The organism is Catenuloplanes nepalensis (assembly GCF_030811575.1).
In the GTDB taxonomy this organism is placed as follows: Bacteria; Actinomycetota; Actinomycetes; order Mycobacteriales; family Micromonosporaceae; genus Catenuloplanes; species Catenuloplanes nepalensis.
In genome coordinates, this window is sequence record NZ_JAUSRA010000001.1 from 8,135,576 (window position 1) to 8,158,096 (window position 22,521).

22 protein-coding genes and 1 pseudogene are annotated in these 22,521 nt (G+C 70.4%); 4 read left to right on the forward strand and 19 right to left on the reverse strand.

The window, feature by feature from the left end; genetic code table 11:
- The first annotated feature begins 259 nt into the window (after positions 1-259).
- Positions 260-820, forward strand: a complete 561-nt coding sequence (locus J2S43_RS35235; protein WP_306836560.1) for a bacterial proteasome activator family protein — start codon at positions 260-262, stop codon at positions 818-820.
- Between the two features lie 47 nt (positions 821-867).
- Here J2S43_RS35235 and J2S43_RS35240 read toward each other — a convergent pair whose 3' ends face one another.
- The 4 genes from J2S43_RS35240 to J2S43_RS35255 form a co-directional block, all read right to left on the reverse strand.
- Complete coding sequence (locus J2S43_RS35240) at positions 868-1,677, reverse strand: HAD family hydrolase (RefSeq protein ID WP_306836562.1); 810 nt, start codon at positions 1,675-1,677, stop codon at positions 868-870.
- Complete coding sequence (locus tag J2S43_RS35245; protein ID WP_306839672.1) at positions 1,677-2,501, reverse strand: HAD family hydrolase; 825 nt, start codon at positions 2,499-2,501, stop codon at positions 1,677-1,679. Before J2S43_RS35245 ends, J2S43_RS35240 begins: the two co-directional genes overlap by 1 nt.
- Before the next feature lie 158 nt (positions 2,502-2,659).
- The gene (gene serS / locus J2S43_RS35250) at positions 2,660-3,946 is read right to left on the reverse strand and encodes a serine--tRNA ligase (RefSeq protein ID WP_306836564.1); all 1,287 of its coding nucleotides are present in this window, start codon (positions 3,944-3,946) and stop codon (positions 2,660-2,662) included.
- Between the two features lie 57 nt (positions 3,947-4,003).
- Entirely contained in the window at positions 4,004-4,795 is a 792-nt protein-coding gene (locus J2S43_RS35255) for a hypothetical protein (RefSeq protein ID WP_306836566.1), read from the reverse strand.
- A 161-nt stretch (positions 4,796-4,956) separates the two neighbouring features.
- On the opposite strand from J2S43_RS35255, the gene J2S43_RS35260 reads away from it, so the two are divergent.
- The 3 genes from J2S43_RS35260 to J2S43_RS35270 all read left to right on the forward strand — a co-directional run bounded on the left by J2S43_RS35260 (position 4,957) and on the right by J2S43_RS35270 (position 6,593).
- The gene (locus tag J2S43_RS35260; protein WP_306836568.1) at positions 4,957-5,388 is read left to right on the forward strand and encodes an OsmC family protein; all 432 of its coding nucleotides are present in this window, start codon (positions 4,957-4,959) and stop codon (positions 5,386-5,388) included.
- A gap of 69 nt (positions 5,389-5,457) precedes the next feature.
- On the forward strand, positions 5,458-5,805 hold the full coding sequence (locus tag J2S43_RS35265; protein WP_306839674.1) for a metallopeptidase family protein: 348 nt from the start codon (positions 5,458-5,460) through the stop codon (positions 5,803-5,805).
- Between the two features lie 53 nt (positions 5,806-5,858).
- Positions 5,859-6,593, forward strand: a complete 735-nt coding sequence (locus J2S43_RS35270; protein WP_306836570.1) for an AIM24 family protein — start codon at positions 5,859-5,861, stop codon at positions 6,591-6,593.
- 1,216 nt (positions 6,594-7,809) lie between these two features.
- Here the strand turns inward: J2S43_RS35270 and pheA are convergent.
- From pheA to J2S43_RS35345, 15 genes and pseudogenes are all read right to left on the reverse strand, one after another.
- Positions 7,810-8,742 (reverse strand): prephenate dehydratase, encoded by a 933-nt coding sequence (pheA, locus tag J2S43_RS35275; RefSeq protein ID WP_306836572.1) that lies wholly within the window; start codon positions 8,740-8,742, stop codon positions 7,810-7,812.
- Between the two features lie 321 nt (positions 8,743-9,063).
- Positions 9,064-9,624: a hypothetical protein gene (locus J2S43_RS35280; RefSeq protein ID WP_306836574.1), complete on the reverse strand. Its 561-nt coding sequence runs from the start codon at positions 9,622-9,624 to the stop codon at positions 9,064-9,066.
- A 47-nt stretch (positions 9,625-9,671) separates the two neighbouring features.
- Positions 9,672-10,124 carry a PAS domain-containing protein gene (locus J2S43_RS35285; protein ID WP_306836576.1) on the reverse strand — a complete coding sequence of 151 codons (453 nt, stop codon included), beginning with the start codon at positions 10,122-10,124 and terminating at the stop codon, positions 9,672-9,674.
- A 274-nt stretch (positions 10,125-10,398) separates the two neighbouring features.
- Positions 10,399-11,148, reverse strand: coding sequence for a hypothetical protein (locus J2S43_RS35290; RefSeq protein WP_306836579.1), 750 nt, complete (start codon positions 11,146-11,148; stop codon positions 10,399-10,401).
- Between the two features lie 181 nt (positions 11,149-11,329).
- A complete protein-coding gene (locus J2S43_RS35295; RefSeq protein WP_306836581.1) occupies positions 11,330-12,214 on the reverse strand; it encodes a DUF5926 family protein in 885 nt (294 codons plus the stop codon).
- A 70-nt stretch (positions 12,215-12,284) separates the two neighbouring features.
- Entirely contained in the window at positions 12,285-12,716 is a 432-nt protein-coding gene (locus J2S43_RS35300) for an ATP-binding protein (protein ID WP_306836583.1), read from the reverse strand.
- Between the two features lie 41 nt (positions 12,717-12,757).
- Positions 12,758-14,215, reverse strand: coding sequence for a sensor histidine kinase (locus J2S43_RS35305; protein WP_306836585.1), 1,458 nt, complete (start codon positions 14,213-14,215; stop codon positions 12,758-12,760).
- A gap of 134 nt (positions 14,216-14,349) precedes the next feature.
- Positions 14,350-14,685 carry a rhodanese-like domain-containing protein gene (locus J2S43_RS35310; protein WP_306836587.1) on the reverse strand — a complete coding sequence of 112 codons (336 nt, stop codon included), beginning with the start codon at positions 14,683-14,685 and terminating at the stop codon, positions 14,350-14,352.
- 19 nt (positions 14,686-14,704) lie between these two features.
- Positions 14,705-15,949, reverse strand: a complete 1,245-nt coding sequence (locus J2S43_RS35315) for an LCP family protein (RefSeq protein WP_306836589.1) — start codon at positions 15,947-15,949, stop codon at positions 14,705-14,707.
- Positions 15,950-16,184: 235 nt separating this feature from the next.
- Positions 16,185-17,324 carry an LCP family protein gene (locus J2S43_RS35320; protein ID WP_306836591.1) on the reverse strand — a complete coding sequence of 380 codons (1,140 nt, stop codon included), beginning with the start codon at positions 17,322-17,324 and terminating at the stop codon, positions 16,185-16,187.
- Positions 17,325-17,437: 113 nt separating this feature from the next.
- Entirely contained in the window at positions 17,438-18,703 is a 1,266-nt protein-coding gene (locus J2S43_RS35325; RefSeq protein WP_306836592.1) for an LCP family protein, read from the reverse strand.
- An 81-nt stretch (positions 18,704-18,784) separates the two neighbouring features.
- Positions 18,785-19,759: an NAD-dependent epimerase/dehydratase family protein gene (locus J2S43_RS35330; protein ID WP_306836593.1), complete on the reverse strand. Its 975-nt coding sequence runs from the start codon at positions 19,757-19,759 to the stop codon at positions 18,785-18,787.
- 75 nt (positions 19,760-19,834) lie between these two features.
- The gene (locus tag J2S43_RS35335; protein WP_370881814.1) at positions 19,835-21,502 is read right to left on the reverse strand and encodes a monocarboxylic acid transporter; all 1,668 of its coding nucleotides are present in this window, start codon (positions 21,500-21,502) and stop codon (positions 19,835-19,837) included.
- A gap of 5 nt (positions 21,503-21,507) precedes the next feature.
- Complete coding sequence (locus J2S43_RS35340) at positions 21,508-21,837, reverse strand: DUF485 domain-containing protein (protein ID WP_306836597.1); 330 nt, start codon at positions 21,835-21,837, stop codon at positions 21,508-21,510.
- 153 nt (positions 21,838-21,990) lie between these two features.
- A pseudogene (locus tag J2S43_RS35345) lies at positions 21,991-22,509 on the reverse strand (flavin reductase family protein); the annotation flags it as partial.
- Positions 22,510-22,521: the final 12 nt, after the last annotated feature.

Consider the following 22,521-nt stretch of genomic DNA (forward strand, 5'->3'; position numbering starts at 1 on the left):
CGTGAAGATGCGCAGTGCCCGCCGTCGGTCCATGTGCGACACGCGTTCGCTCCCACCTGAAACAGTTTCCGATCTCCGGGTCACTGCGGTGTCTACCTGTTCGAGAAGGCTTCGTCAATGCCCCGATCCCGGGACTTCGTGTCGCGGTGTTTGCCCCGGGCGGGGTAAGCACCGCGTTCCGGAAGCGAAGCAACCCAGCAGGCACGGCTCGGGGAACCACCCTTGGCGGGTGCCTTCGCCGGTGAGCGAAGATGGGGTCATGAGCGAGGCACCCCGCAGTACCACCGAAGACAAGGACGGCACCGTGCTCGTGGTCGGCCCGGACGGCAGCCCACTGGGCACCGTCGCGGCCGGCGAGACCGCGGACGCCGAGGACCCGTCCCGCCTGATCGAGCAGCCGGCGAAGGTCATGCGCATCGGCAGCATGATCAAGCAGCTGCTGGAGGAGGTGAAGGCCGCGCCGCTGGACGAGGCGAGCCGCGGCCGGCTGCGCGAGATCCACCAGCGCTCGATCGCCGAGCTGGAGGACGGTCTCGCCCCGGAGCTGCGCGAGGAACTGGAGCGGCTGTCGTTGCCGTTCGAGGGCGACACCCCGCCGAGCGACGCCGAGCTGCGCATCGCCCAGGCCCAGCTGGTCGGCTGGCTGGAAGGGCTCTTCCACGGCATCCAGGCCGCGCTGGTCGCCCAGCAGATGGCGGCCCGCCTGCAGCTCGAGCAGATGCGCGGCGGCGGCCGCCCCGCGCTGCCGGCCGGCCCCGGTGGCCTGACGCCCGGCATCCCGCCGAACGCCGAGGGCGGCCGCACCGGCCAATACCTCTAGCCGTCCACGTCGCTCGAACATGCGGGCGACGCCCGGCCCACCGCGGGTCAGAAGCCGAAGACCTTCTCGAGGTACGCCGCGACGCCGTCATCGTCATTGGACAGGGCGGTGTCCGCGGCGATCTCGAGGACGGCGCGGTGCGCGTTCGCCATCGCGACCGGCCGGCCCACCCAGGTGAGCATCGGCAGGTCGTTCGGCATGTCACCGAACGCGATCACGTCCGCCGCGTCCACGCCGTGCCGACGGCAGAACCACTCCAGCCCGGCCGCCTTGGTCACGCCGACCGCGGAGATCTCCACCAGCCCGGAGTAGGACGAGTGGGTCGCCTCGGCCAGCCCGGTCAGGCAACCGTTGACCAGCGCGGCGAACTCGTCCGCGTCCCGGCTGCCGGACCGCGCCAGCAGCTTCACCGCGGGCGCGGAGGTGATCTCCTCCGGCGAGCCGACCACCCGGATCGTGGGCATCCCCGACTCGTACCGGACCGGCCACTCCTGCTCGTGCAGCATGTGCCGGCTGTCCTCGATCTCGACGGCCAGCACCACGCCCGGGATCTCCGCGCGCAGTCGCTCCGCGACCCGGGACAGCATCTCCGGGTCCATCGGCGCGGTGTGCAGCGGCGTGTCCGTGTCCGGGTCGTAGATCACCGCGCCGTTCGCGCAGACCGCCGGCAGCGGCGTGCTCAGCTGCTCGTAGACCTGGTGCAGCCAGCGGATCGGCCGGCCGGTGACCAGCACGACCGGCACCCCGGTCGCGGAGACCCGCTCCAGGGTGGCGATCGTGCGCGGGCTGATCGTGCGGTCGCTCCGCACCAGCGTGCCGTCGATGTCCGTGGCGACCAGGCGCGGCAGGCTGTTCATCAGGCCGAGAGTAGCCGATCGAGGTAGACCGCCACGCCGTCGTCGTCGTTGCGCAGCGTGATCTCGTCGGCGGCAGCGCGCACGCTCGGGTGGGCGTTCGTCACCGCGACCCGGGCCCATCCGGCCCAGCGGAACATCGGCAGGTCGTTGGGCATATCGCCGAAGACCAGCACGTCCGCCGGGTCGACGCCGAGGTGTGCCGCGACCACGGCCAGGCCGCTCGCCTTGTCCACGCCGGGCGGCGCGATCTCCACGTAACCCAGGCCGGCCTGGGTGACCGAGGCCAGCGACGGCGGGATCACCGCCTGCGCGCGGGCCAGCAGGTCGTCCACGTCCAGGTGCGGGGCACGGGCGAACGCCTTGATCACGTCGTGGTCCAGGCACTCGACGCGGGAGCGCTGCTCTATCCGGTCGTACCGCCAGTGCGGGTCGAGATCGCCCCAGAGCGGCGCGTCGTGCTCGTCCGACGCCTCGACCATCACCAGGAGCGGCCCGGAAGCGGCCTCTTCCAGCAGCGTGAGCGCGCGGGTCAGGTCCGCGGCGGAGAGCCGGGCGTCGCGCAGCACGATCGGCTCACGCACGTCGCGCTGGTCGACCACGCGGCCACCGCCGGCCATCACCAGGAAGTCCGCGTCCCGGATGTCGTTGCGGGTCAGTTCCGTCAGCCGCGGGCCGCGACCGGTCGCGCCGACCACGGGTATGCCGGCCGCGCGCACCCGGTCCAGCACGGAGTGGGTGAAGTCGGAGACTGTCTCGTCGCTCCGGACCAGCGTCCCGTCGAGGTCGGTGGCGATCAGCTTCGGCAACCCGGCCCGGACCCCCACACGTGACACCAATGCGGTCTGACCAGCCATGACACGCCCTCTCTCGCCTGCCCGCGCCGGGGACGGCGGGTCCGCACCCGGCGGCGGGGGAGAGCAACGATAGCTCACTGATTGCTACGCCACCACGACTTCTCTGTGACGTGGCAATCAACAGGAGATCAGCGCTTGGTGATCGGCTCCAGCACCTCGCGGCCGCCCAGGAACGGCTGGAGCATCTTCGGCACCCGGACCGTACCGTCGGGCTGCTGGTGGTTCTCCAGGATCGCGACGATCCACCGGGTGGTGGCGAGCGTCCCGTTCAGCGTGGCCGCGGTCTGCGTCTTCCCGTCCGCGTCCCGGTACCGCACGTTGAGCCGGCGGGCCTGGAACGTGGTGCAGTTCGACGTCGAGGTCAGCTCGCGGTACGCACCCTGCGACGGCACCCACGCCTCGCAGTCGAACTTGCGTGCCGCGCTGGTGCCGAGGTCGCCGGCCGCGGTGTCGATCACCCGGTACGGCAGCTCGCACTTGGCCAGCATCTGCTCCTCCCAGGCCAGCAGCCGCAGGTGTTCCTCCCGCGCCTCCTCCGGCCGGCAGTAGCTGAACATCTCGACCTTGTCGAACTGGTGCACCCGGATGATGCCGCGGGTGTCCCGCCCGTAGGAGCCGGCCTCGCGCCGGAAACAGGTCGACCAGCCCGCGTACCGCCGGGGCTCGGAGAGATCCAGGATCTCGTCGCTGTGGTACGCCGCGAGCGGCACCTCCGACGTACCCACCAGGAAGAGGTCGTCCGCCTCCAGGCGGTAGATCTCGCTGGCGTGCGCGCCGAGGAAGCCGGTGCCCTCCATCGACTCCGGCTTGACCAGCACCGGCGGGATCATCGGGGTGAAGCCGTACTCCACCGACTGGGAGATCGCCATCTGCAGCAGCGCCAGCTCCAGCAGCGCGCCGACGCCGGTCAGGTAGTAGAACCGGCTGCCGGAGACCTTCGCCCCGCGCTCCATGTCGATCGCGCCGAGCGACTCGCCCAGCTCCAGGTGATCCTTGATCTTGAAGCCGGGGTCGCGGTCCGCGCCGAGCCGCCCGTCCGGCGTCACCTCGCGCAGCACGACGTAGTCGTCCTCGCCGCCGGCCGGCGCACCGTCCTCGACCAGGTTCGGAATCGCGAACTGCGCGCGCTTCAGCTCGACCTCGGCCTCGCCGACCGCGGCCTCCGCGGCCTTCACCTCGGCGGCCAGGTCCTTGGTGCGGGCAAGCAGCGTCGCCTTCTCGTCCGGCGCGGCCTTCGGGATCTGCTTGCCGAGCGTCTTCTGCTCCGCGCGCAGGGACTCGAAGCGCTGCACCGCCGACCGCCGGGACTCGTCCGCCGAGAGCAGCTCGTCGACGACGGAGTCCGACTCACCCCGCTGGCGCTGGCTCGCTCGGAGCGCGTCCGGGTTGTCACGAAGCAGGCGCAGATCAATCACAGCTGTTGAGCCTACCGGGGCGCTCCCGAGCGCTCACCCCGATATCCCCGGGGCGGGTCAGCGCCAGGGTTCGCGCCGGTCGTCGAACGAGCGCTGGAACGGCTCGACCGGCTCCACGCTCAGGTCCAGCGGCGCGCCCGGCGTCTCGTCCGCGTGCCGTGGCACCACCGGCTGCCGCCACTCGTCCGCGTCCGGGTCGCTCTCCGGCCCGCTCGCGACGGCGGGAACGGCCCGCGGCCGCGGTGCGAGGAAGGCGGCGAGCCCGAGCAGCGCCACGCCGGCCAGCGCGAACCACGTCCCCTTCTCCGTGTGCAGCGAGAAGTCGACCTCGCCGGAGAGGTAGACCAGCCCGCCGACCCGGATCGTCTCCGAGTCGCTGGACAAGATCACCGCGGCCCCGCAGGCGAGCGCGGCACCGGCCATGGCGAGTGCCAGCACCCGGCTCTGCGCGCGCCCGGACGCGCGGCCGAACAGCACCAGCGCGACGCAGCCGATCAGCGCGATCGCGGCACCGAGGTAGCCGAACGCGAGCACGCCCAGCTGATCGAGGTACACCCGGATCGGCTCCGTGACCTCCGCGCCGCTGAGGTCACCGCCGTCATTCAGCGGCACGTCGTAGCGCTGCCACTCGGTGATCAGTGAGCCGAACACGCCGGCCGCGCCGAGCACCGCGATGCCGCGCAGCACGAACCGGTCCGGCCGCAGCCGGGCGCGCCACCCGGAGGGGCGGCCGGACACCGTACCCCCGGAAGGGTCTGGGGTTTGATCGTCGCCGCGGGTGTCGAGCAGGTCGGGCACCGGGTGACCGTTGATCGCGGCGCCGGGCTCTCGGGGCGTCTGCTGCTCCATGGGGAATCCGCCTCCCTCCGAAGGATTGTGTCACGCCGAACTGGGATTTCAGCTCCCATGGACATGACGTCACAGTCCCGGGACCGGTTGCGGGTTCCCCGGACCTCGTGTCTTTCGGCGGCTGGACGCACCGGCGGACGGATTGGGCTAGCGTCGCAGTCATGCCAATTCGCTCCGGCTCTGCCCGCTGGCAGGGCAATCTCACCGAGGGCTCCGGGACGGTCCGCACCGGCAAGGGCGGCCTCCAGGGCAACTACTCGTTCAAGTCCCGCTTCGAGGAGGGAGAGGGGACGAACCCGGAGGAGTTGATCGGCGCCGCGCACGCCGGCTGCTTCTCGATGGCGTTCTCCAAGGCCCTCTCGGACGCCGGTTTCACGCCGACGTCCGTCGACTCCACCGCCAAGGTCCACCTGGGCCAGACGGACGCGGGCTTCTCCGTCACCAAGATCGACCTGGAGACCACGGGCGACGTGCCCGGGATCGACGAGCCGACGTTCCTGAGAATCGCGGAGGAGGCCAAGGCCAACTGCCCGATCTCCCGCCTGCTGGCGCCGGGCGTCCAGGAAATCACGCTCTCCGCGAAACTCGCCTGATCCACCGCGTTGCCGGGCCCGCGGATCAGCGGGCTCGGCATTTGCGCTGGCATAGTTGGTCGCGTGCCCGTGGAGATGGACCGCGACCGCTTCGAGGAACTCGTCGGCGAGGCGCTCGACGAGGTGCCGGAGGAACTGCTCCGGCTGATGGACAACGTCGTCATCCTGGTCGAGGACGACTCCCCGCCCGGCGAGCCCGAGCTGCTCGGGCTCTACGAGGGCCACGCGCTGACCGAGCGCGGCTGGGACTACGCCGGCGTGCTGCCCGACCGGATCACCATCTATCGCAACCCCACGCTGCGCGTCTGCGACAGCGAGGACGACGTGGTCGACGAGGTCGCGGTGACCGTGGTCCACGAGATCGCCCACCACTTCGGCATCGACGACGCGCGGCTGCACGATCTCGGCTGGGGTTGAACACCCGATCTAGGCTCGAAGCCGAACAGTTCGGTCAGGCTGGAGGAACCATCATGCGCAGTGCCCTCTTCTCCGCGGAGAACCTGGAGAACAACCAGGATCAGCACCCCGGCATGCGGCTGCAGAACTCGAAGATGCTGAAATACCAGCTCAACGGCGAGATGATGGCCCGCACCGGCACCATGGTGGCGTACCAGGGGCAGATGCAGTTCCAGGCCCAGGGCTCCGGCGGCCTGGGCAAGTTCATCAAGAAGCAGCTCACCGGCGAAGGCGTCCCGCTGATGAAGGTCACCGGCCACGGCGACCTCTTCCTCGCCGACCGCGCCTCCGACATCCACATCATCGACCTGGAGCACGGCGACGCGCTGTCGATCAACGGGGCGAACGTGCTGGCCTTCGACCCCACGCTCAACTACGACATCAAGATGGTCCAGGGCATGGGCATGATGTCCTCCGCCGGCCTCTTCAACTGCGTCTTCACCGGGTACGGCCGGATCGCGGTCACCTCCAACGGCAGCCCGGTCGTGCTCAACATCGACGCGCCCACCTACGTCGACCCGCAGGCGGCCATCGCCTGGTCCGCAAACCTGCAGACCGGCTACCACCGCGCCGACCAGCTCGGTATCGGCACGCTCCTCGGCCGCTCCACCGGCGAGGCCTTCACGATGAGCTTCGCCGGCCAGGGCTTCGTCGTCGTCCAGCCCTCCGAGGAGCCGCCGGGCGGCCACGTCGTCGCCGGTGGCCAGAGCAGCAGCGGCGGCGGCCTCCTCAGCAACCTTCTCGACTAAACCCATAAAGCGGATATTCCTGCTTTCGGCGTGGTACGGCCCGCATGCTCGGAGCGGGCAAACCTCGGGGCTGCCTCCGCCGTCGCTCCGGACGCCCCATCGGAGCCAGTCCCGCCGCTGCTCCCCGAACCCCGCCACCCCACTTCCCAGCCGCGCCTCACGCTCACGGCACCCCACCCGAGGCACTGATCCGTGCGGGATCAGTGCCGCGTGCGGCCGGTGCCGCGACACGCTCATTCAGAGCAGCCCTGCGATTGGTGCCGCGTGTAGCCAGCGCCGTGGTCGGCTGGTTGGCGCGGTGCCGGCGATCAAACCACGCTGCGGCTGGGACTGCGCGGCGGCTGGGACTGCGCCGAGGCTGAGACTTCGCTGCGGCTGGGACCGTGCGGCGGCCGGGACCGTGCGGTGGCCGGGACCGTGCGGCGGCTGGGACCGCGCGCGGTGGCCGGGACCGTGCGGCGGTCAGGACCGTGCGGTGGCCGGGACCGTGCGGTTGCCGGGACCGTGCGGCGGTCGGACCGCGCCCGGCCAGAGTGCGACGTTGGTCAAGACCGCACTGCGGTCGGGCGGTGCCGGGCGTCGCGGCCGAGGCCACGCTGTGATCGGGTTCGCGAGACCGGCGTCGCGTAGCGCAAAGCACAGGATTCGCTTGATCAACGGTCGAATGTACGCAAGCGCCCTCGCCGGTGGCTCATAGGGGCGCTGCCGTACATTCGACCGTTGATCTTGCCTAGTCATGCCCGATATATCGCCTTATATCCGGCGGACGTCGATCTCCGGACAGGCCGCGTCTCGTTGGGCGGCTGCCGCTTCCACATTGTGAATGCGGTCTCCCGAATCGCGGAAGATCGCCAGCGCGAGCCCTCCGTCTCGGGTTCCTCTTCACGTTGCGTCACTCCTGCGAGATCCCCCACAGGATTACGCGCTGGCCGGCGCCGACGCATGTGGCAAATGTCCAAGACGCGGCTCTTGCAAGGTCGGTCCGCACCGGATCGAGTCACCATCGCCTCATGATCGACTGACTAGTGATACGCCACGCACCTCACGGCTCACTCATTCCGTGCACCACGTATCACTAGTCATCGCTACCGTCAGTAACAGGTAGCTATGAGCTGAAATATCGGGCACCCGGCACGCCGCCGCGCGAAGGCTTCGGGCGAGGCTCACCAAGAGATGGCATCAACGACTATGCGGATTCAGGCCCCACCCGAGCCGATCAGTAGTCGCCGTGACGGAGGCGGTCGACCCACGAAGCGGAGGCGGCGAACGCGTCGTCGGAGAGATTGGCCGGGGCGGGCACCGGGTGGTCGAGGCCGGGAGTCCAGCGGTGCCGCGGATAGGAGCCGAGGAACCGGACCTCCGCGCAGACCCGCCGCAATCCCTGAAGGGCTTCGCCGAAACGCGTCTCCGCCACATGCCCGGCACAGTCGAGGAAGAACACGTAGCGGCCGAGCGCCTCGCCTGTCGGCCGGGACTCGATGCGGGTCAGGTTGATGCCGCGGACCGACAACTCGGTCAGCACCGTCAACAGCGCCCCCACCTGGTCATGCCGGATGATCAGGGCCAGTGACGTGAGATCGTCACCGGTCGGCCCCGGCGGTGTCGCGGGTCGGGTGACCAGTGCGAACCGGGTCACCGCGTGCGAATGGTCAGCGATCTTGTCCGCCAGCACGGCCAGTTCGTAGCGCGTCGCGCCGAGCGGCGCGCAGATTGCGGCGTCGAACTCGCCGGCCGCGGCCGCGATCGCCGCGGCCGAGTTGGAGAGCACGTCCGTGACCTCGGCATCGGGCAGGTGGGCGCGCAGCCAGTTGCGGCACTGGGTGGAGGCCTGCGGGTGCGCGGCCACGGTCCGGATCGCGGTGGGCGCGGTATCGGCCCGCGCGCCGAGCACGAACTCGACCGGGATCACCACCTCGCGCGTGATCATCAGCGGCGCGCCGGCGATCAGCTCGTCCAGCGTGATCGGCACCGCGCCGCCGATCGAGTTCTCCAGCGGGACCAGTGCGGCATCCGCGTCCCCGGCCCGCACAGCGTCCAGCGCCTCGGGCACGCTGCGCGCGGGCACCCGGTCGCCGGCGACCGCCTCCTCGACCGTGAGCAGCGCCTGCTCGGTGAACGTAGCCTCGGGACCCAGGTAGACGAACCGCATACCCAGAACCTTAGGCCCCGCATCAGCGCGGCTCTCCCCGCAACCCCCGCCGCCGCCGGTACGCGGGACCGAACCCGTGATCGGGGCATCCCCCATTTTGTCAGAACAGCGTCGCCGGACGCCCCGATCATGGATGAGGCGCCCGGCGAACGGTGCTAGAGCCTGTATCGAGGTGGGAGACGGGCTGCGGCGTGGCCCAGGCGCCGCCTGGCCGCACGTCGCACAAGCCCACATACAACACCGGTATGCGGACTTCCGCGCCGCACACCCTCCACGACACCTGGACCGCGCCTCGCTCCGGCCCCCACTTCGATACAGGCTCTAGATCTGGAACGCGGTGGTCGGCGTGGGGGAGGTGGAGGCGGTCGGGAGCGGCGCCTCACCGCAGGCCACGGCGCGGACCGCGGACGGGGCGGCGCCGCGCACCCGGGCCGAGCACACGTTCGTTCCGGCGGTGACCAGCTTCAGGGTCTCGGCCAGGCCGCTGGTCACCACGAACAGTGGCTCCGCCTCCGGAATGGCGACCAGGCTGAGCTGCCACGTCCCTGCGCAGAACGGTCCGCTGGTCACGCGCGCGGTCCCGCCGGCCGGTACCAGGTCGCCGGTCCGCCCCAGCACCGCGATCACGTCGGCCGCGGCCGGGTCACCCTGGCACGGGACCAGCACGGTCTCCGCGTACTGCTCGGTGGGCGGTGCGGTCGGCGTCAGCCACGGGTCCGGCACCGACGGAAGCGACGGCACGTCCAGCACCGGCACGGACGCGGACACGCCCGGGCGCGACCAGGTCTGCTCCTCGAGCCCGGGCGGCGCGCCACAGGCGGCGAGCACCACCGCGCCCAGAACGGAGACTCCAAGAGCCACGAGGGTACGCGAGACCAGCACGAGGACAGATGTTAAGCCCGATGCGCCGGAATGCCAGGACCCAAAACTTACGTGATTTGCGCGAAGAACGTCAGGGAGCCGCTGACCACCGTGTCCTGGAACAGGGGAGTGGCGATGCCGTCGACGGTCTCGTCCGTGCCGGGCTCGGCCGCGCCGTCGACGCGCATCAGGCCGCGGGCCAGGCGGCCGGACGTGACCGCGAGCAGCGGCGGGATCTTGTCGATGTCCGACTCGGTGAGCGCGTTGCGGTTGGCGGTGAAGTCGATCAGGCGCAGCACGTCGAGCAGCGGACGGCCGACCACCTCGCTCGGGTCACCCATGCCGAGCAGCGCGCAGCAGGACGGCGACGCCGCGACGATCGCCAGGTCGGTGTCGATGACCAGGCAGTGCTCGGTGGCGGACGCCGCGACCGCGGCCCACCCCGCCATGCCGGACGGATGCGCGGTGACCGGCGACGCGAACTGGTGCCCGGAGAGCGACAGCTCGATCTGGTGTGCCAACACACGCCTCCCAACCCCTGTGTCGACGGACCGTGGCGGGCCGGACTCGACAACTCTAGCCCCGAAAGATCGCCTCGGCCGTGGCGGGATGCCGACAGACCCGGACTCGAACGGACCCGGATCCACACGAACTCGGGGCCGAACGGACCGGCGTCACGAGGACCCGGGGCCGAACGGCCCGTGGCGGGCCGGGCGGCGCCGCCGGTCACCGGAATGCGGTGATCAGCCCTGCCGTCCTGCCCGCGCGGGCGTCGTTCGTGGCGTCTTTGAAACGTTACCGGCGCGGCGTGCGCTTGTCAGCCGCGGTCCGGCCTTCGGCGTACCACCGGTAGTTGTCGGCTGCGGCCCGATAGGGCGCGTTGAGCCAGGTCGACGGGTGCTCGGCCACCGCGGTGAGCTTGGTGGCGGTCTCCGCGCTGATCCGCGCGCCACCGGCGACCAGGAGCCGGTCCAGCTCACGGTCGGTGGCGACGAGACAGTCCTTCGGCAGGCCGTAGACGCTGATCACACCGGTCCCCACGAAGGTGAGCACGGGCGTGACCGGGATCGTGTGGCCGACCGCGGCGGAGAGGGCCTTGGCGGCGCGCTTGGCGTCGCGCTTGGCCTCGGCCACGTAGTTGGGGCGCTTCCCGTTGATCTGCACGACGTCGCCCGCGATGAGCACGCGGGCCCGGCCGTGATCCGCGACCGCGACGGCGAAGATGCCGCCCGGGCCGATCGCCAGGAACCCGGCGCGCTCGTCCTGAGCGTCCAGGTCCAGCAGCTGACTCGGCATGTCGGCACGCGGCCAGTCGACGATGTGCCAGGCGGGGCCGAGACGGTCCAGCCGCGACAGAGCGCGGTGGCCGGCGGCCTCGATCCGGCGTGCATCCCGCTCGGCACGGCGGCGTCGGGCCCACTCCATGGGGCCCGGGCGCACGGCGTCCAGCGGAACCGGGAGTCCGTCGTCCTGGTGGGGACGGGTCTCGCCGGCGGTGAGCGCACGTTGAGTGGGGACGGTTGTACGAGCGGAAAAGACAGACATCGGTACCTCCGGCAAAAGGTCCCATTGGTTGTCGTGACACTACGGTACGTGGTTGACCCGGCACAGATGCAAGACCCAGTCCCCTGAATTCTGCGGAGTGAGACGTGAATCCGCGCTATTCACCTTTTTCCCACATGGCGCACACCGCCGCGAGCCGACTGTCCGAAAAGCTCGGTAAAGATCAGCGAAGAGTGAGCTGACGGCCGAGGAGGCCCTGCTTGGCGCGCCGGGCGGCACTGTCCAGAGTGTCGTCGGTGAGCGCCTCCGCGTACCGCTTCGCGAAGTCCGCGAGTGGGGATTCCCACTCCGGGCCGGCGGGCTCCACCGGCAAGTCCCACACCGGCACCAGCAGACCGTGCGCGCGGAACATGCCGGCGAACTTCGTCTCCTCGCCCAGCTTCAGCTCACCGGCCGCGCTCAGCCGGGCCAGCGCGTTCAGCGCCGCGTCCTCGCCGTCCGGCAGCACCCACCGCACGTGCGACTTCTCCGGCACGCGGCACCAGTAGGCGGCGGGCGCCGCGGCGAGCCGCACCGTGGGGTAGACGGACGCGTTCGCCCGCTCCAGCGACGCCTTCACCGACGGGTCGTCGGACGCGCCCTCCTCCAGCCAGAACTCGAAGCCGTCGTGCATGGCGATCTCCAGTGGACCGTCCACCAGCACGTCCTGCAGCCGCGGGCCGGGCCCGGGCAGCGCGGGCACGGCGACGGTGTTGCCCGGCGTGGTCGAAAGCGCCGAGAGCAGCGCGGCGGCCAGGTCCCGGGAGACGTCGCCGGACTGGATGTGCCGCTGCAGGCCGATGAAGACGCTGCCGTCCGGGCGGGTCATCGCCGGCCAGGCCATCGGGAGCACGGTCGCGAGCGTGACGGTGCGCTCGCCGTACTTCTCCACCAGATCGGGGGCCAGGCGCAGCGGGGCGGACGCGGCCGGGACCAGTTCGCGCAGCGCGACCCATTCCGGTTCGTCGGCCAGCCCTTCGAACGGCCGGTGCACGAAGATGTCCCGGACCTTCTGGCGCTTGGGTGCCGCGTCGGCGGCGGACTGAGTGTTCCTACGGCGCTTGCTCACGGCGACCCAGCCTAGGCGGTCGGCCCGCGGGGCGTCTCGTCCGGCACGAACCCGGGAGCGGGAATTTCGATCAGGCGAGGCTGAACTCGGCCCACACCGAGTGGCCGGAGGCGTCCCGGTCGGTGCCCCAGCAGCGAGCCATCGCGGCCACGATGCCCAGGCCGCGTCCGTCGATCGAGCGCGGTCCGGCCGGGCGCATGCGCGGGCCGGTCGCGGCGCCGCCGTCGGTCACCCGGACCTCCAGCACGCGCGCGTCACCGGCGGTGCGGCGCAGCCGCCAGCTGAGCCGGATCACGCCGCCGGGCAGCGGCCGCGCGTGCCGTATCGCGTTGCTGAGCAGTTCCGCCACCACGGTGACCACGTCGCACAGCAGACTCGCGGCGATCGACCCGGTCAGCTCCCGGGTGAGCTGGCGCCGGGCGGCCCGGACACCCTGGGCGTGATGCGGCACCTCCAGGCTGCGGGACCGGACGCTCCCGTTCTCCTGCTGCACGGCCGTCATCCGCCGCCCCCTCGCACATCTCGACCGTGGCCCCGGCCGCGTCAGCCGCGGGGGAGGCGCACCTCTGCGATCGCGCCGCCGCCCGGCCGTGGCCGGATGGAGGCCCATCCGTTCTGCCGCTCCACGATCCGGCGGACCAGGAACAGTCCGAGCCCGGCGCCGGGATAGCGACGGTGGTCGCCCGATTCGCCCTGCCAGAAGCGGTCGAATGCGCGTTCCACGTGCTCAGGACGTACCCCGATACCGCGGTCGCTAATCCGGAACGCGACCGTCTGCTCGTCCGCCTCCGCGGTCAGTTCGATCGGCGAGTCACCCTCCGCGTACTTCCCCGCGTTCGTCGCCAGCTCGGTGACCACGGTGGCGATCGCGGCCCGGTCGCCGAACGCCTTCGGCAGATCCTCAGGCAGGTCGAGCGTGATCCGGCGGCGCAGGTCGGAGGGGAGGCCGGTGACGGCCGCGCGGAGCGCGTCGACCACGTCGAACGGCACCGGAGCCGAGCCGCCGACCGGCCCGAGACCGCCGGTCGTGGCCAGCAGGCGGTCGACCAGCCGGGCCAGGTCGGTGGAGCGCTGGCCGATCGCGCGGGCGGCCTCGCGGCGGTCCGCGTCCGCCAGCGCGTCCCAGTGGCCGGTGAGCGTGTCCGCGTACCCCTTGATCACGGTGACCGGCGTGCGCAGCTCGTGGCTGGTGACCGCGAGGAACAGGTCCCAGTCGTGGTTGAGCTGGTTCTGGTCGCTGATGTCGCGGAACGTGACCACGCGCGAGTACGAGCGGCCCGGCAGGTCCCCGGCCGCGATCTTCATCCAGCGGCCGTCCGGCAGGCGGTGGTCGATCACCCGGCCGGTCGGCGGCGCCGGGAACGGCAGCGGCCGGTTCAGCGCCTGCGCGGCGGTCCGGCCGGTGACCCGCTCGGCCGCGGGGTTCCACAGCCGGACGTAGCCCTGCGAGTCGACGATCGCCAGCCCGTCCGCGAGCGCGGCCACGACCGGTCCGTCGCCGTGCACCGGCAGGCCGGACTGGTCGCCGTAGAGGTGCGCGACGGAGACCGCGACGTAACCCAGCAGCGCGTGCGCCTCCGGCGAGCTGGGCTCGTCGTCCGTGAAGAACGCGTGCAGCGTGCCGAGCGCGAGACCGCCGGCCTCCACCCGGGCGCCGAGCATGCGCCGGATGCCGCGCGAGGTGAACTGCTCCGCCACGTCCTTGGGCAGCGCGGTGAGGCCCACCTCGCTCGTCGCCGGGCCGGACAGCAGCCGGGCGATGGACGGGTCGGCGTGGTCGACCACGCGGCCGAGTGCCCAGCTGGACGCGCCGCTGGTGGCCACGATCCGGCCGCGGCTCGGCCCGTACTCCGCGAACGAGACGCCGTGCGCACCGAGAGCCGTCTGCACGACCTCCAGCAGGCGGTTCAGGGCGGTGACCCCGGACGCACCCGAGTTGATCATGTTGATGACCGCGGTGTGCCCGGCGATGAACGCGGCATAGTCGGGACGGTCCGGCATGCTATGAGTCTGCCTCGCTGTGGGGGGTCGCCGCAGTGGCCGGTCGGCGGAGGGCGCCGAGCGTCACACTTGACGCGCCGGGCGTCAGATGACTCAGGCGGGATTCCCGTCGTCGGTGACCACCCGCTCGGGCTTCAGACGACCCGGGCCGGATTTCCGTCGTCGGTGACCACCTCGCGTGCGGCGGCTTCCCACGCCTTCATCCCGCCGCTCAGGTTGCGGACGTTGTCCCAGCCGTTCTGCAGCAGGTAGTTCACCACCTGCGAGCTGCGGCCGCCGACCCGGCAGACCACGACCACGTCGCCGTCGGCCGGCACCTCCGCGATCCGGACCGGGATCTCCTGCATCGGCAGGTGGTGGGCGCCGGGCGCGTGGCCGGCGTCCCATTCGTCCTGCTCACGCACGTCGAGCAGGTAGGCGCCGTCCGGCACCTCGGTGGCGGTCACGCTGGGAACCTGAGATCCAAACACGCCTCCAGCGTACGGCGGGTCAGCTTCGGGAAATAACCTCGGGGTTCTCGATCACGAACTCGGTCAGCCGGTCCTCCCGGACCGCCTCGAACATCCGCTGGCTCAGGTCGGAGAGCTGCTCGTATTCCGTACCGCCGACGCTCACCGGGTTGAATCTTCCGCCGTTGGTGTTCAGTGTCATCAGGTCGCCGACCGCCACGCCCTTGAGCGTGAAGATGAAGTCCGCCACCGGGATGCCGCCGGTGTCCAGCGTGAACGCCGTACCCGCGGCCTGGATGAGCTGGTCGACCCGCAGTGGGTTGGCGGTGATGCCGCTGCTCGCGGCCTTCCGCACGATCGCCTTGATCATCTGCTGCTGGTGCCGCTGCCGGCCGTAGTCGCCGTCGCTCAGGCCGTAGCGCTGCCGGGAGAAGTCGAGCGCCTGGGTGCCGTTCATCTGCTGGCACCCCTTGCCGTAGACGACCGGCTCGGCCGCCCAGCGCTTCCCGGCCCGCCGCGCGTCGGCCTTGTAGACCTGCTCGCCGTCGACCAGCACCATGTGGTGCGAGACGGTCCGCTCGTCCACGCACATCCGCACGCCGCCGAGCTCGTCGATCACGTTCTTGAAGCCGCCGAAGTCGATGATCGCGGCACCGTCGAAACCGATCCCGGTCGCGCCCTTCAGCGTCTCGGCCATCAGTTGCGCGCCACCGGCCCAGCCGCCACCGTTCTGCGCGCCGTAGTAGAACGCGTCATTGATCTTGGCGGTGGCGCCGGCGAAGTCGTTCCTCTCGAGCGGCGGGATTTCCGCCAGCGTGTCCCTCGGCACCGAGATGAGGAACGCGCGATCGTGCGTGGCCGGAATGTGCAGAATGACGATCGTGTCCGCGCGCGTGTTGTTCTCCTCCCAGCTCTCCCGCACGTCCACGCCGAGCAGCAGCATGTCGATCGCGCCGTCCATGCTCGCGCCGCCCTCCGCCGCGCTCTTGCTCCCGTCCCCGAGCAGGTTGCCCTGGGCGATGTTCTGCGTCGCCCGCCCGATCAGCACCTGCGCCCCGGCCAGCGCCCCACCACTCAGCACCAGCAGCACCACCCCGAACGCCACGCCCAGCCGCGCCCACAGCGGACTGCGCCTCCGCCGCCGACGCCCCCTCGCCGGCTTCGTTTCCGGCCCCGCTCCCGGCCCTGGCTCCGGCCCGAGCTGCGGCTTCGGTGCCCGCTCCGGCGCCATGATCGGCCGGATGATCGTCTGCACCCGGGTGGGCGCGTTCCAGGCGGGCGCCACGGCCGGAGCGTCAGGGCGGTACCGGACATGCATGCCAGACTCTCCCAGGTGGTGACGATACGGACATCACCTGATGTAACGAGCCTGCCCGATTTGCGCTCCCCACCCCGACCTCAGAACCCCGACCCCCAACCCGTCTTCCCGCTCCCAGCGCGGTCACCTCCGCGGGAGTATGCGGAAGTGGCCACGCCGGAAGCGGGAAGACGGGCTTTGGAGGTCTTGGCTGTGGGGCGGCCTAGCTGGACTTGGCGATGAACTGGGGGTGCTCGATCAGGAAGGTGCCGAGCGTGCCGGACTTCGCGGCGGCCAGCATGTCCATCGACTCGCCGTCGAGCTGCTCGAAGGACTGGCCGTCGATGGTCACCGAGTTCAGGTTGCCGGCGTTCGTCTTGATGAGCATCAGGTCGTTCGCGGCGACGCCCTTGAGCGTGAAGATGAAGTCGGCCGGGGCGATGCCGCCGGTGTCCAGCACGAACGCCTCGCCCGCGGCCTTGGTCAGGTCGTTGAGCTTGCCCAGGTCGGTGAGGACGCCGCTGGAGGTGGCCTTCTTGGCGATCGCCTTGATCAGCTGCTGCTGGTGGCGCTGGCGGCCGTAGTCGCCGTCGCTGAGGCTCTTGCGGATGCGCGCGTAGTCCAGGGCCTCGGTCGAGTTCATCAGGCGGCAGCCCTTCTCGTGGACCAGCGGCTTCACGCCCTCGGGGAGCTGGATGCCGTACGTCTCCGAGTACCACCCCTGGACGAGCTTGCCGTTCGCGTCGACGCCGAGGTGGGCCGATTCGGCGGCCTCGTCGACGCACATGTCGACGCCGCCCATCGCGTGGATCAGGCTGGCGAACCCGTTGAAGTCGATGATCGCGGCGCCGTTGAACCTGATGCCGGTGATCTTGTTGAGCGTGTTGGAGAGCACCGCCATGCCGCGGCTGCGCTTCTCCAGCTCCGTGCCGTCGCCCTCGTAGCCGTAGGAGAACGCGGAGTTGATCTTCCCGGTGGCGCCGACGAAGCCCACCTTGTCGTACGCCGGCATCTCCACCCGCCAGTCGCGCGGGATCGAGATCAGGTAGGCCTGGTCGTGCGTCTCCGGGATGTGCAGGATGATGATCGTGTCGGAGAGGACCGACGTGACGGAGGAGCCCTCCTCGCGCGCGTCGATGCCGACCAGCAGCAGGTTGACCGCGCCGTCGATGTTGTTGCCCGACTCGCCGTCCGCCGCGGCCGCGTCACCCTCCAGCAGCGAGCCCTGGGTGATCGAGCTCTCCGCCTGGTTGATCACGGTCTGTGCGGCGACCAGCGTGCCGCCGCTCACCACCACCAGCACCACGCCGAAGATGAGGATCAGTCGCGCCCACAGCGGGTCCTTGCGTCGCTTGGCCGCCACTCGAGAAATCCCCTCACGCCGTCGGTTTCCGCGTCAAGTTAAGCGCGTTTGCCAAACATTGGGGATCCCAGAGGTTGCCAAAAAGTTAACAACCTCTGGGAAGACAATCAGGATCACGGATTGGTTTTGGCTGGTGGCTCTGCGTTTGTCTTGATCCAGTCGACCATCGTGTCGTTCGCGATCGCCTCGTACAGCGCCAGTGCCGGCTCGCGGTCGGAGACCACCACGGACTGCCCGTCGCGTTCCGCGCTGCCCTGGTTCGGGCTGGTGATGAACGTCAGGTCGTCGCTGCGCAGGCTCCGGAACTCCAGCGCCATGTCGACCAGCGAGAAGTTCTCGTCCACGGTCATCGCGTTCGTGGTCGCCTTGAGGAACGCGTCCAGCTTGCCGGCGTTGGTCAGCGTGCCGGAACTCGCGGCCTTGTCCATCAGCGCCTTCAGGAACTCCTGCTGGTGCCGCATGCGGGCGAAGTCACCGTCCGGGAACTGGTAGCGCTGCCGGATCCAGTCGAGCGCCTCCTCGCCGTTCATGTGGTTCACGCCCTTCTCGAAGACGCGGAACGGCTTGTGGATCGACTTGGTGTCCTGCTCGACCGTCAGGTCCACGCCGCCGAGCGCGTCCGTCACCTCTACGAAGCCGGCGAAGTCGATCGCGGCCACGTGGTCGATCCGGACGTCCGAGAAGCACTCCACGGTCTTGACCGCGAGCGGCAGCCCGCCGAACGCGAACGCCGCATTGATCTTGTCGGGCGCACCGTCCGCGCAGTCCGCGCCGGCACTGCTCGGGATCGACACGTACAGGTCTCGCGGTATCGACACGAGGTAGGCCTTGGAGTGGTCGGCCGGCACGTGCATCAGGATGATCGTGTCGCTGCGCCACTCGCTGGCCTCGCCGCTCTGCGCGTCCGGGTCACGGGAGTCGCTACCGACCAGCAGGATGTTCATGGTGCCGTCGACCGGCTTCTCCGGGCGGCCGTCCCGCAGTTCGGAGAACGCGTCGGTGCGCTTCAGGTCGCCGTCGAGATTCGACGCGTACGCCCAGAGGCCGCCCGCGGCCGCGATCAGGAAGATTAGCAGCGCGATGCCGCCGATCAGGGCGATGCGCTTCCAGTTGGGACGCAGCGGCCGCTTCCCGCCGCTGTAGACGCCGCGGCCGCCACCGCGCGGCGGCTCGCCACCGCCACCGCCGCCGGACCGGGTGGAGTTGCCCCGCTGGGTGCGCGGACCGCCGTACTCGCCGGACTGGCCGGTGTCCCGCCCGGGGCGGACGGAACCGCCGCGCACCGGCCCGCCGCCCGGCGCCGAGGCCCGGGCGCGCGGACCCGCCGCGTCACGCCGGAACTCGCCGCCGAAAGATCCAGATTGTGCCGTGGGTGACATGCGTCCAGAGTACGTAGCCGAAGCTATTTCGCTCGGCGACGCACAGTGAACCGGCACAAATCAGGGAGTCGAACTCCCAGGTCAGACCCGGGAACGGAAGTATTCGATCGTCCTGCTCAGACCCTCGTCGGGCCCGATGGACGGCTCGTAGCCCAGCCTGGTGCGGGCCAGCGTCAGGTCCGGGCGCCGCTTCTCCGGGTCGTCGGAGGTGCGCTCGACGAACTTCACCGTGGACGGGCTGCCGGCCAGCTCGGTGATCTTCTCGGCCAGCTGCCGCATCGTGAACTCGTGCTCGGTGCCGCAGTTGATCGGACCGGTCTCGGTCGAGTCGAGCAGCATCAGGATGCCGCGGACCAGATCGTCCACGTAGGTGATCGAGCGGGTCTGCGAGCCGTCGCCGTGCACGGTGATCGGCTCGCCGCGCAGCGCCTGGCTGATGAACGTCGGGATCGCGCGGCCGTCGTCCGGGCGCATGCGAGGACCGTACGTATTGAAGATGCGGACGATCGCCACGTCCGTGCCCCGGGCGCGGTGGTAGCCCATCGTCGCGGCCTCGGAGAAGCGCTTCGCCTCGTCGTAGACGCTGCGGATGCCGACCGGGTTGACGTTGCCCCAGTACGACTCCGGCTGCGGGTGCACCAGCGGGTCGCCATAGGCCTCGGAGGTGGAGGCCATCAGGAACCGGGCGCCGTCCGCGGTGGCGCGCTCCAGCAGGTTGAGCGTGCCGATCGAGCCGACCCGGAGGATCTCCACCGGGATCGTGCCGAAGTCGGTCGGGCTGGCCGGGGACGCCATGTGCATGATCGCGTCGAACCGCTCCGCGATCGCCGGGTGGTGCGCCGGCAGACCCTCGGTGATGTCCGCCTCGATCAGCGTGAACCGCGGGTTGTCGGCCAGGTGACCGAGGTTGTCCTTGGCGCCGGTGATGAAGTTGTCCAGCGCCACGACCGTGCATCCACGGCCGATCAACGCATCGACAAGGTGCGACGGGACGAAGCCGGCTCCGCCGGTGACGAGAACCCGGTGGCCCTCTCCGAAACGCTGGGCAATGACCATGGCGCCAGACTATAGGTCGTCGCCGAACGCAGCGAAGGGGCGGTCCGGTTGTGGACCGCCCCCGTGCTGTCCGTGTCAGTGCGCTCCCGCTCCGGTGATCGACCGGACCTCGAGCTCCGCGTACTTACCGGCGTCCGCGGGCTCCTTCGAGATGATCGTCCCGATCCAGCCGCAGAGGAAGCCGACCGGGATCGACACCAGGCCCGGGTTGGACAGCGGGAAGAAGTGCCAGTCCGCGTTCGGGAACATCGCGGTCGCGGAGCCGGACACCACCGGCGAGAAGAAGACCAGGCCGACCGCGGTGATCAGGCCGCCGTAGATCGCCCAGACCGCGCCGTTGGTGTTGAACCGCTTCCAGAACAGCGAGTAGAGGATCGCCGGCAGGTTGCCGGACGCGGCCACCGCGAACGCGAGCGCCACCAGGAACGCCACGTTGAGGCTCTGCGCGAAGATGGCCAGCACGATGGAGATCGCGCCGATCCCGAACGCGGAGATCCTCGCCACTCGCACCTCCTGCCGCTCCGACGCCTGCCCGCCCTTGATCACGTTGGCGTAGAAGTCGTGCGCCAGCGAGCTGGACGACGCGAGCGTCAGGCCGGCCACCACCGCGAGGATGGTCGCGAACGCCACCGCGGCGATCACGGCCAGCAGCACCGAGCCGCCGGTGCCGCCGCCGAGGTACCGCTCGCCGAGTTCCTGGGCCAGCTGCGGCGCGGCCGTGTTGCCGGCCTTGTCCTGCGCGGTGATGGCCTCGCTGCCGACCAGCGCGGCCGCGCCGAAGCCGAGCGCGAGCGTCATCAGGTAGAAGACGCCGATGATGCCGATCGCCCAGAGCACGCTCTGCCGGGCCGCCTTCGCGGTCGGGACCGTGTAGAAGCGGATCAGGATGTGCGGCAGGCCGGCCGTGCCGAGCACCAGCGCGATGCCGAGCGACAGCAGGTCCAGCTTGCTGTAGAGCGTCTTCAGCGCGTCGTCGGACTCCACGCCGTACCGAAGGCCGGGCTGGAGGAACGCGTCGCCCTTGCCGGACGCGTCCGCGGCCGCGCCGAGCAGCGACGACAGGTTGAACCGGAACGCGGCGAAGACCAGGATCGTCATCAGGGCCGCGCCGGTCATCAGCAGGAACGCCTTGACGATCTGGACGTACGTCGTGCCCTTCATGCCGCCGATCGTCACGTAGACGATCATGAGCACGCCGACCAGCACGATGGTGAGCAGCTTCGCCGCGTTCGCGTCCATGCCGAGGAACGTCGTGTCCGGCTTGATGCCGAGCAGCAGCGCCACCAGCGCGCCCGCGCCGACCATCTGGGCCAGCAGGTAGAAGATCGACACCGTGATGGTGGAGACCGCGGCCGCGGTCCGGACCGGCTTCTGCCGCATCCGGAACGCCAGCACGTCCGCCATCGTGTACTTGCCGGAGTTCCGCAGCAGCTCGGCGACCAGCAGCAGCGCCACCAGCCAGGCGACCAGGAAGCCGATCGAGTAGAGGAAGCCGTCGTAGCCGGAGAGCGCGATGATGCCGGCGATGCCGAGGAACGACGCGGCCGACATGTAGTCGCCGCCGATCGCCATGCCGTTCTGGAAGCCGGAGAACGAGCGGCCACCGGCGTAGAAGTCGGCCGCGCTCTTCGTCTGCCGGCTGGCCCAGACCGTGATCCCCAGCGTGAAGATCACGAAGACGACGAACAGGGCGATGGTGAGCGTGCGCGCGGTGGTGTTCGTCGCGTCGGCCGCGAAGATCAGGTCGTTCACTTGTCGCCCTCCAGCTCCGCACGGATCTTGTCCGCGGTCGGGTCGAGGCGCTTGTTCGCGTAGCGCGAGTAGAGCCAGGCGATCAGGAACGTGGTCACGAACTGCAGGAGGCCGAAGATCAGCGCCACGTTGATGTGGCCGATGACCTTGATGGCCATGAAGTCACGCGCGTAGGCGGACAGGATGACGTAGAGCGCGTACCAGAGGAAGAACGCGACCGTCATCGGGAAGACGAAGCCGCGCAGCGCCTTGCGCAGCCCCGCGAACTCCTCCGACTCCTGCACGGCGACGTATCTGCTCTGGTCCGGGGAGGTATCCGTACTCATGGTTCCGGTGCACCACCTTCGCGGGCGTGTGGTCCGATTTCGCACCGCACCGTAGAAAGCGCAGGACCGGCGGAGGAAGTATTGATCGTCATCCCGGCGCGGCGGTGCGCCGAACGGACGTGCCGATGCGCTCAGTGACCTGAGTCACGCCGTCTAGCGCTCGCTCAGCTCGCGGTATCGCCCTCGGTAGTGCAGTAGCGGCCCTGCGTCCCCGCCCGCCTCGACGTGCTCGACCGTCGCCTCCACCAGCAGTCCCCAGCCGAAGGCACGAGCGGCGTCGATGCGGCACCCGGCCCACGTCTCGCTGCCGGCCGGCACCGGGCCCCACTCGGTCTCGGCCCACGCGTCCGCGCGAAACAGGCCGCCGGGCGCCGGCATCAGCCCGGCGAACCGGTCCGCCAGCTGCCGGTGCGACGGGTCCAGCGGCGTGACCGCGATCCGGCCGGTCTCCTCCGCCGTCTCCCACAGCTCCGACTCCGGGTCGACCAGGCCCAGCACCCTGGCCGGGTCGCCGTCCGCCACCAGCGTGGAGGAGACGGTCAGGCCGGCCGGGCCGGGCGTGGTCCACAGCGTCACCGGCGAGGCCAGCCGGCCGCGCAGCCGTCGCACCGGCGACCGCTCCGCGTCCGGCGTCGCGAACGGGTCGGTGGCGTGGATCCTGGCGCCCGGCGCGTCTTCAGAGGT

Bases quoted from the DNA above. Each gene is read 5' to 3' on its own strand.
- J2S43_RS35235 (WP_306836560.1), top strand. From the start codon at position 260: ATGAGCGAGGCACCCCGCAGTACCACCGAAGACAAGGACGGCACCGTG.
- J2S43_RS35240 (WP_306836562.1), bottom strand. From the start codon at position 1,677: ATGAACAGCCTGCCGCGCCTGGTCGCCACGGACATCGACGGCACGCTG.
- J2S43_RS35255 (WP_306836566.1), bottom strand. From the start codon at position 4,795: ATGGAGCAGCAGACGCCCCGAGAGCCCGGCGCCGCGATCAACGGTCAC.
- J2S43_RS35260 (WP_306836568.1), top strand. From the start codon at position 4,957: ATGCCAATTCGCTCCGGCTCTGCCCGCTGGCAGGGCAATCTCACCGAG.
- J2S43_RS35270 (WP_306836570.1), top strand. From the start codon at position 5,859: ATGCGCAGTGCCCTCTTCTCCGCGGAGAACCTGGAGAACAACCAGGAT.
- pheA (WP_306836572.1), bottom strand. From the start codon at position 8,742: ATGCGGTTCGTCTACCTGGGTCCCGAGGCTACGTTCACCGAGCAGGCG.
- J2S43_RS35290 (WP_306836579.1), bottom strand. From the start codon at position 11,148: ATGTCTGTCTTTTCCGCTCGTACAACCGTCCCCACTCAACGTGCGCTC.
- J2S43_RS35300 (WP_306836583.1), bottom strand. From the start codon at position 12,716: ATGACGGCCGTGCAGCAGGAGAACGGGAGCGTCCGGTCCCGCAGCCTG.
- J2S43_RS35305 (WP_306836585.1), bottom strand. From the start codon at position 14,215: ATGCCGGACCGTCCCGACTATGCCGCGTTCATCGCCGGGCACACCGCG.
- J2S43_RS35325 (WP_306836592.1), bottom strand. From the start codon at position 18,703: ATGTCACCCACGGCACAATCTGGATCTTTCGGCGGCGAGTTCCGGCGT.
- J2S43_RS35330 (WP_306836593.1), bottom strand. From the start codon at position 19,759: ATGGTCATTGCCCAGCGTTTCGGAGAGGGCCACCGGGTTCTCGTCACC.
- J2S43_RS35340 (WP_306836597.1), bottom strand. From the start codon at position 21,837: ATGAGTACGGATACCTCCCCGGACCAGAGCAGATACGTCGCCGTGCAG.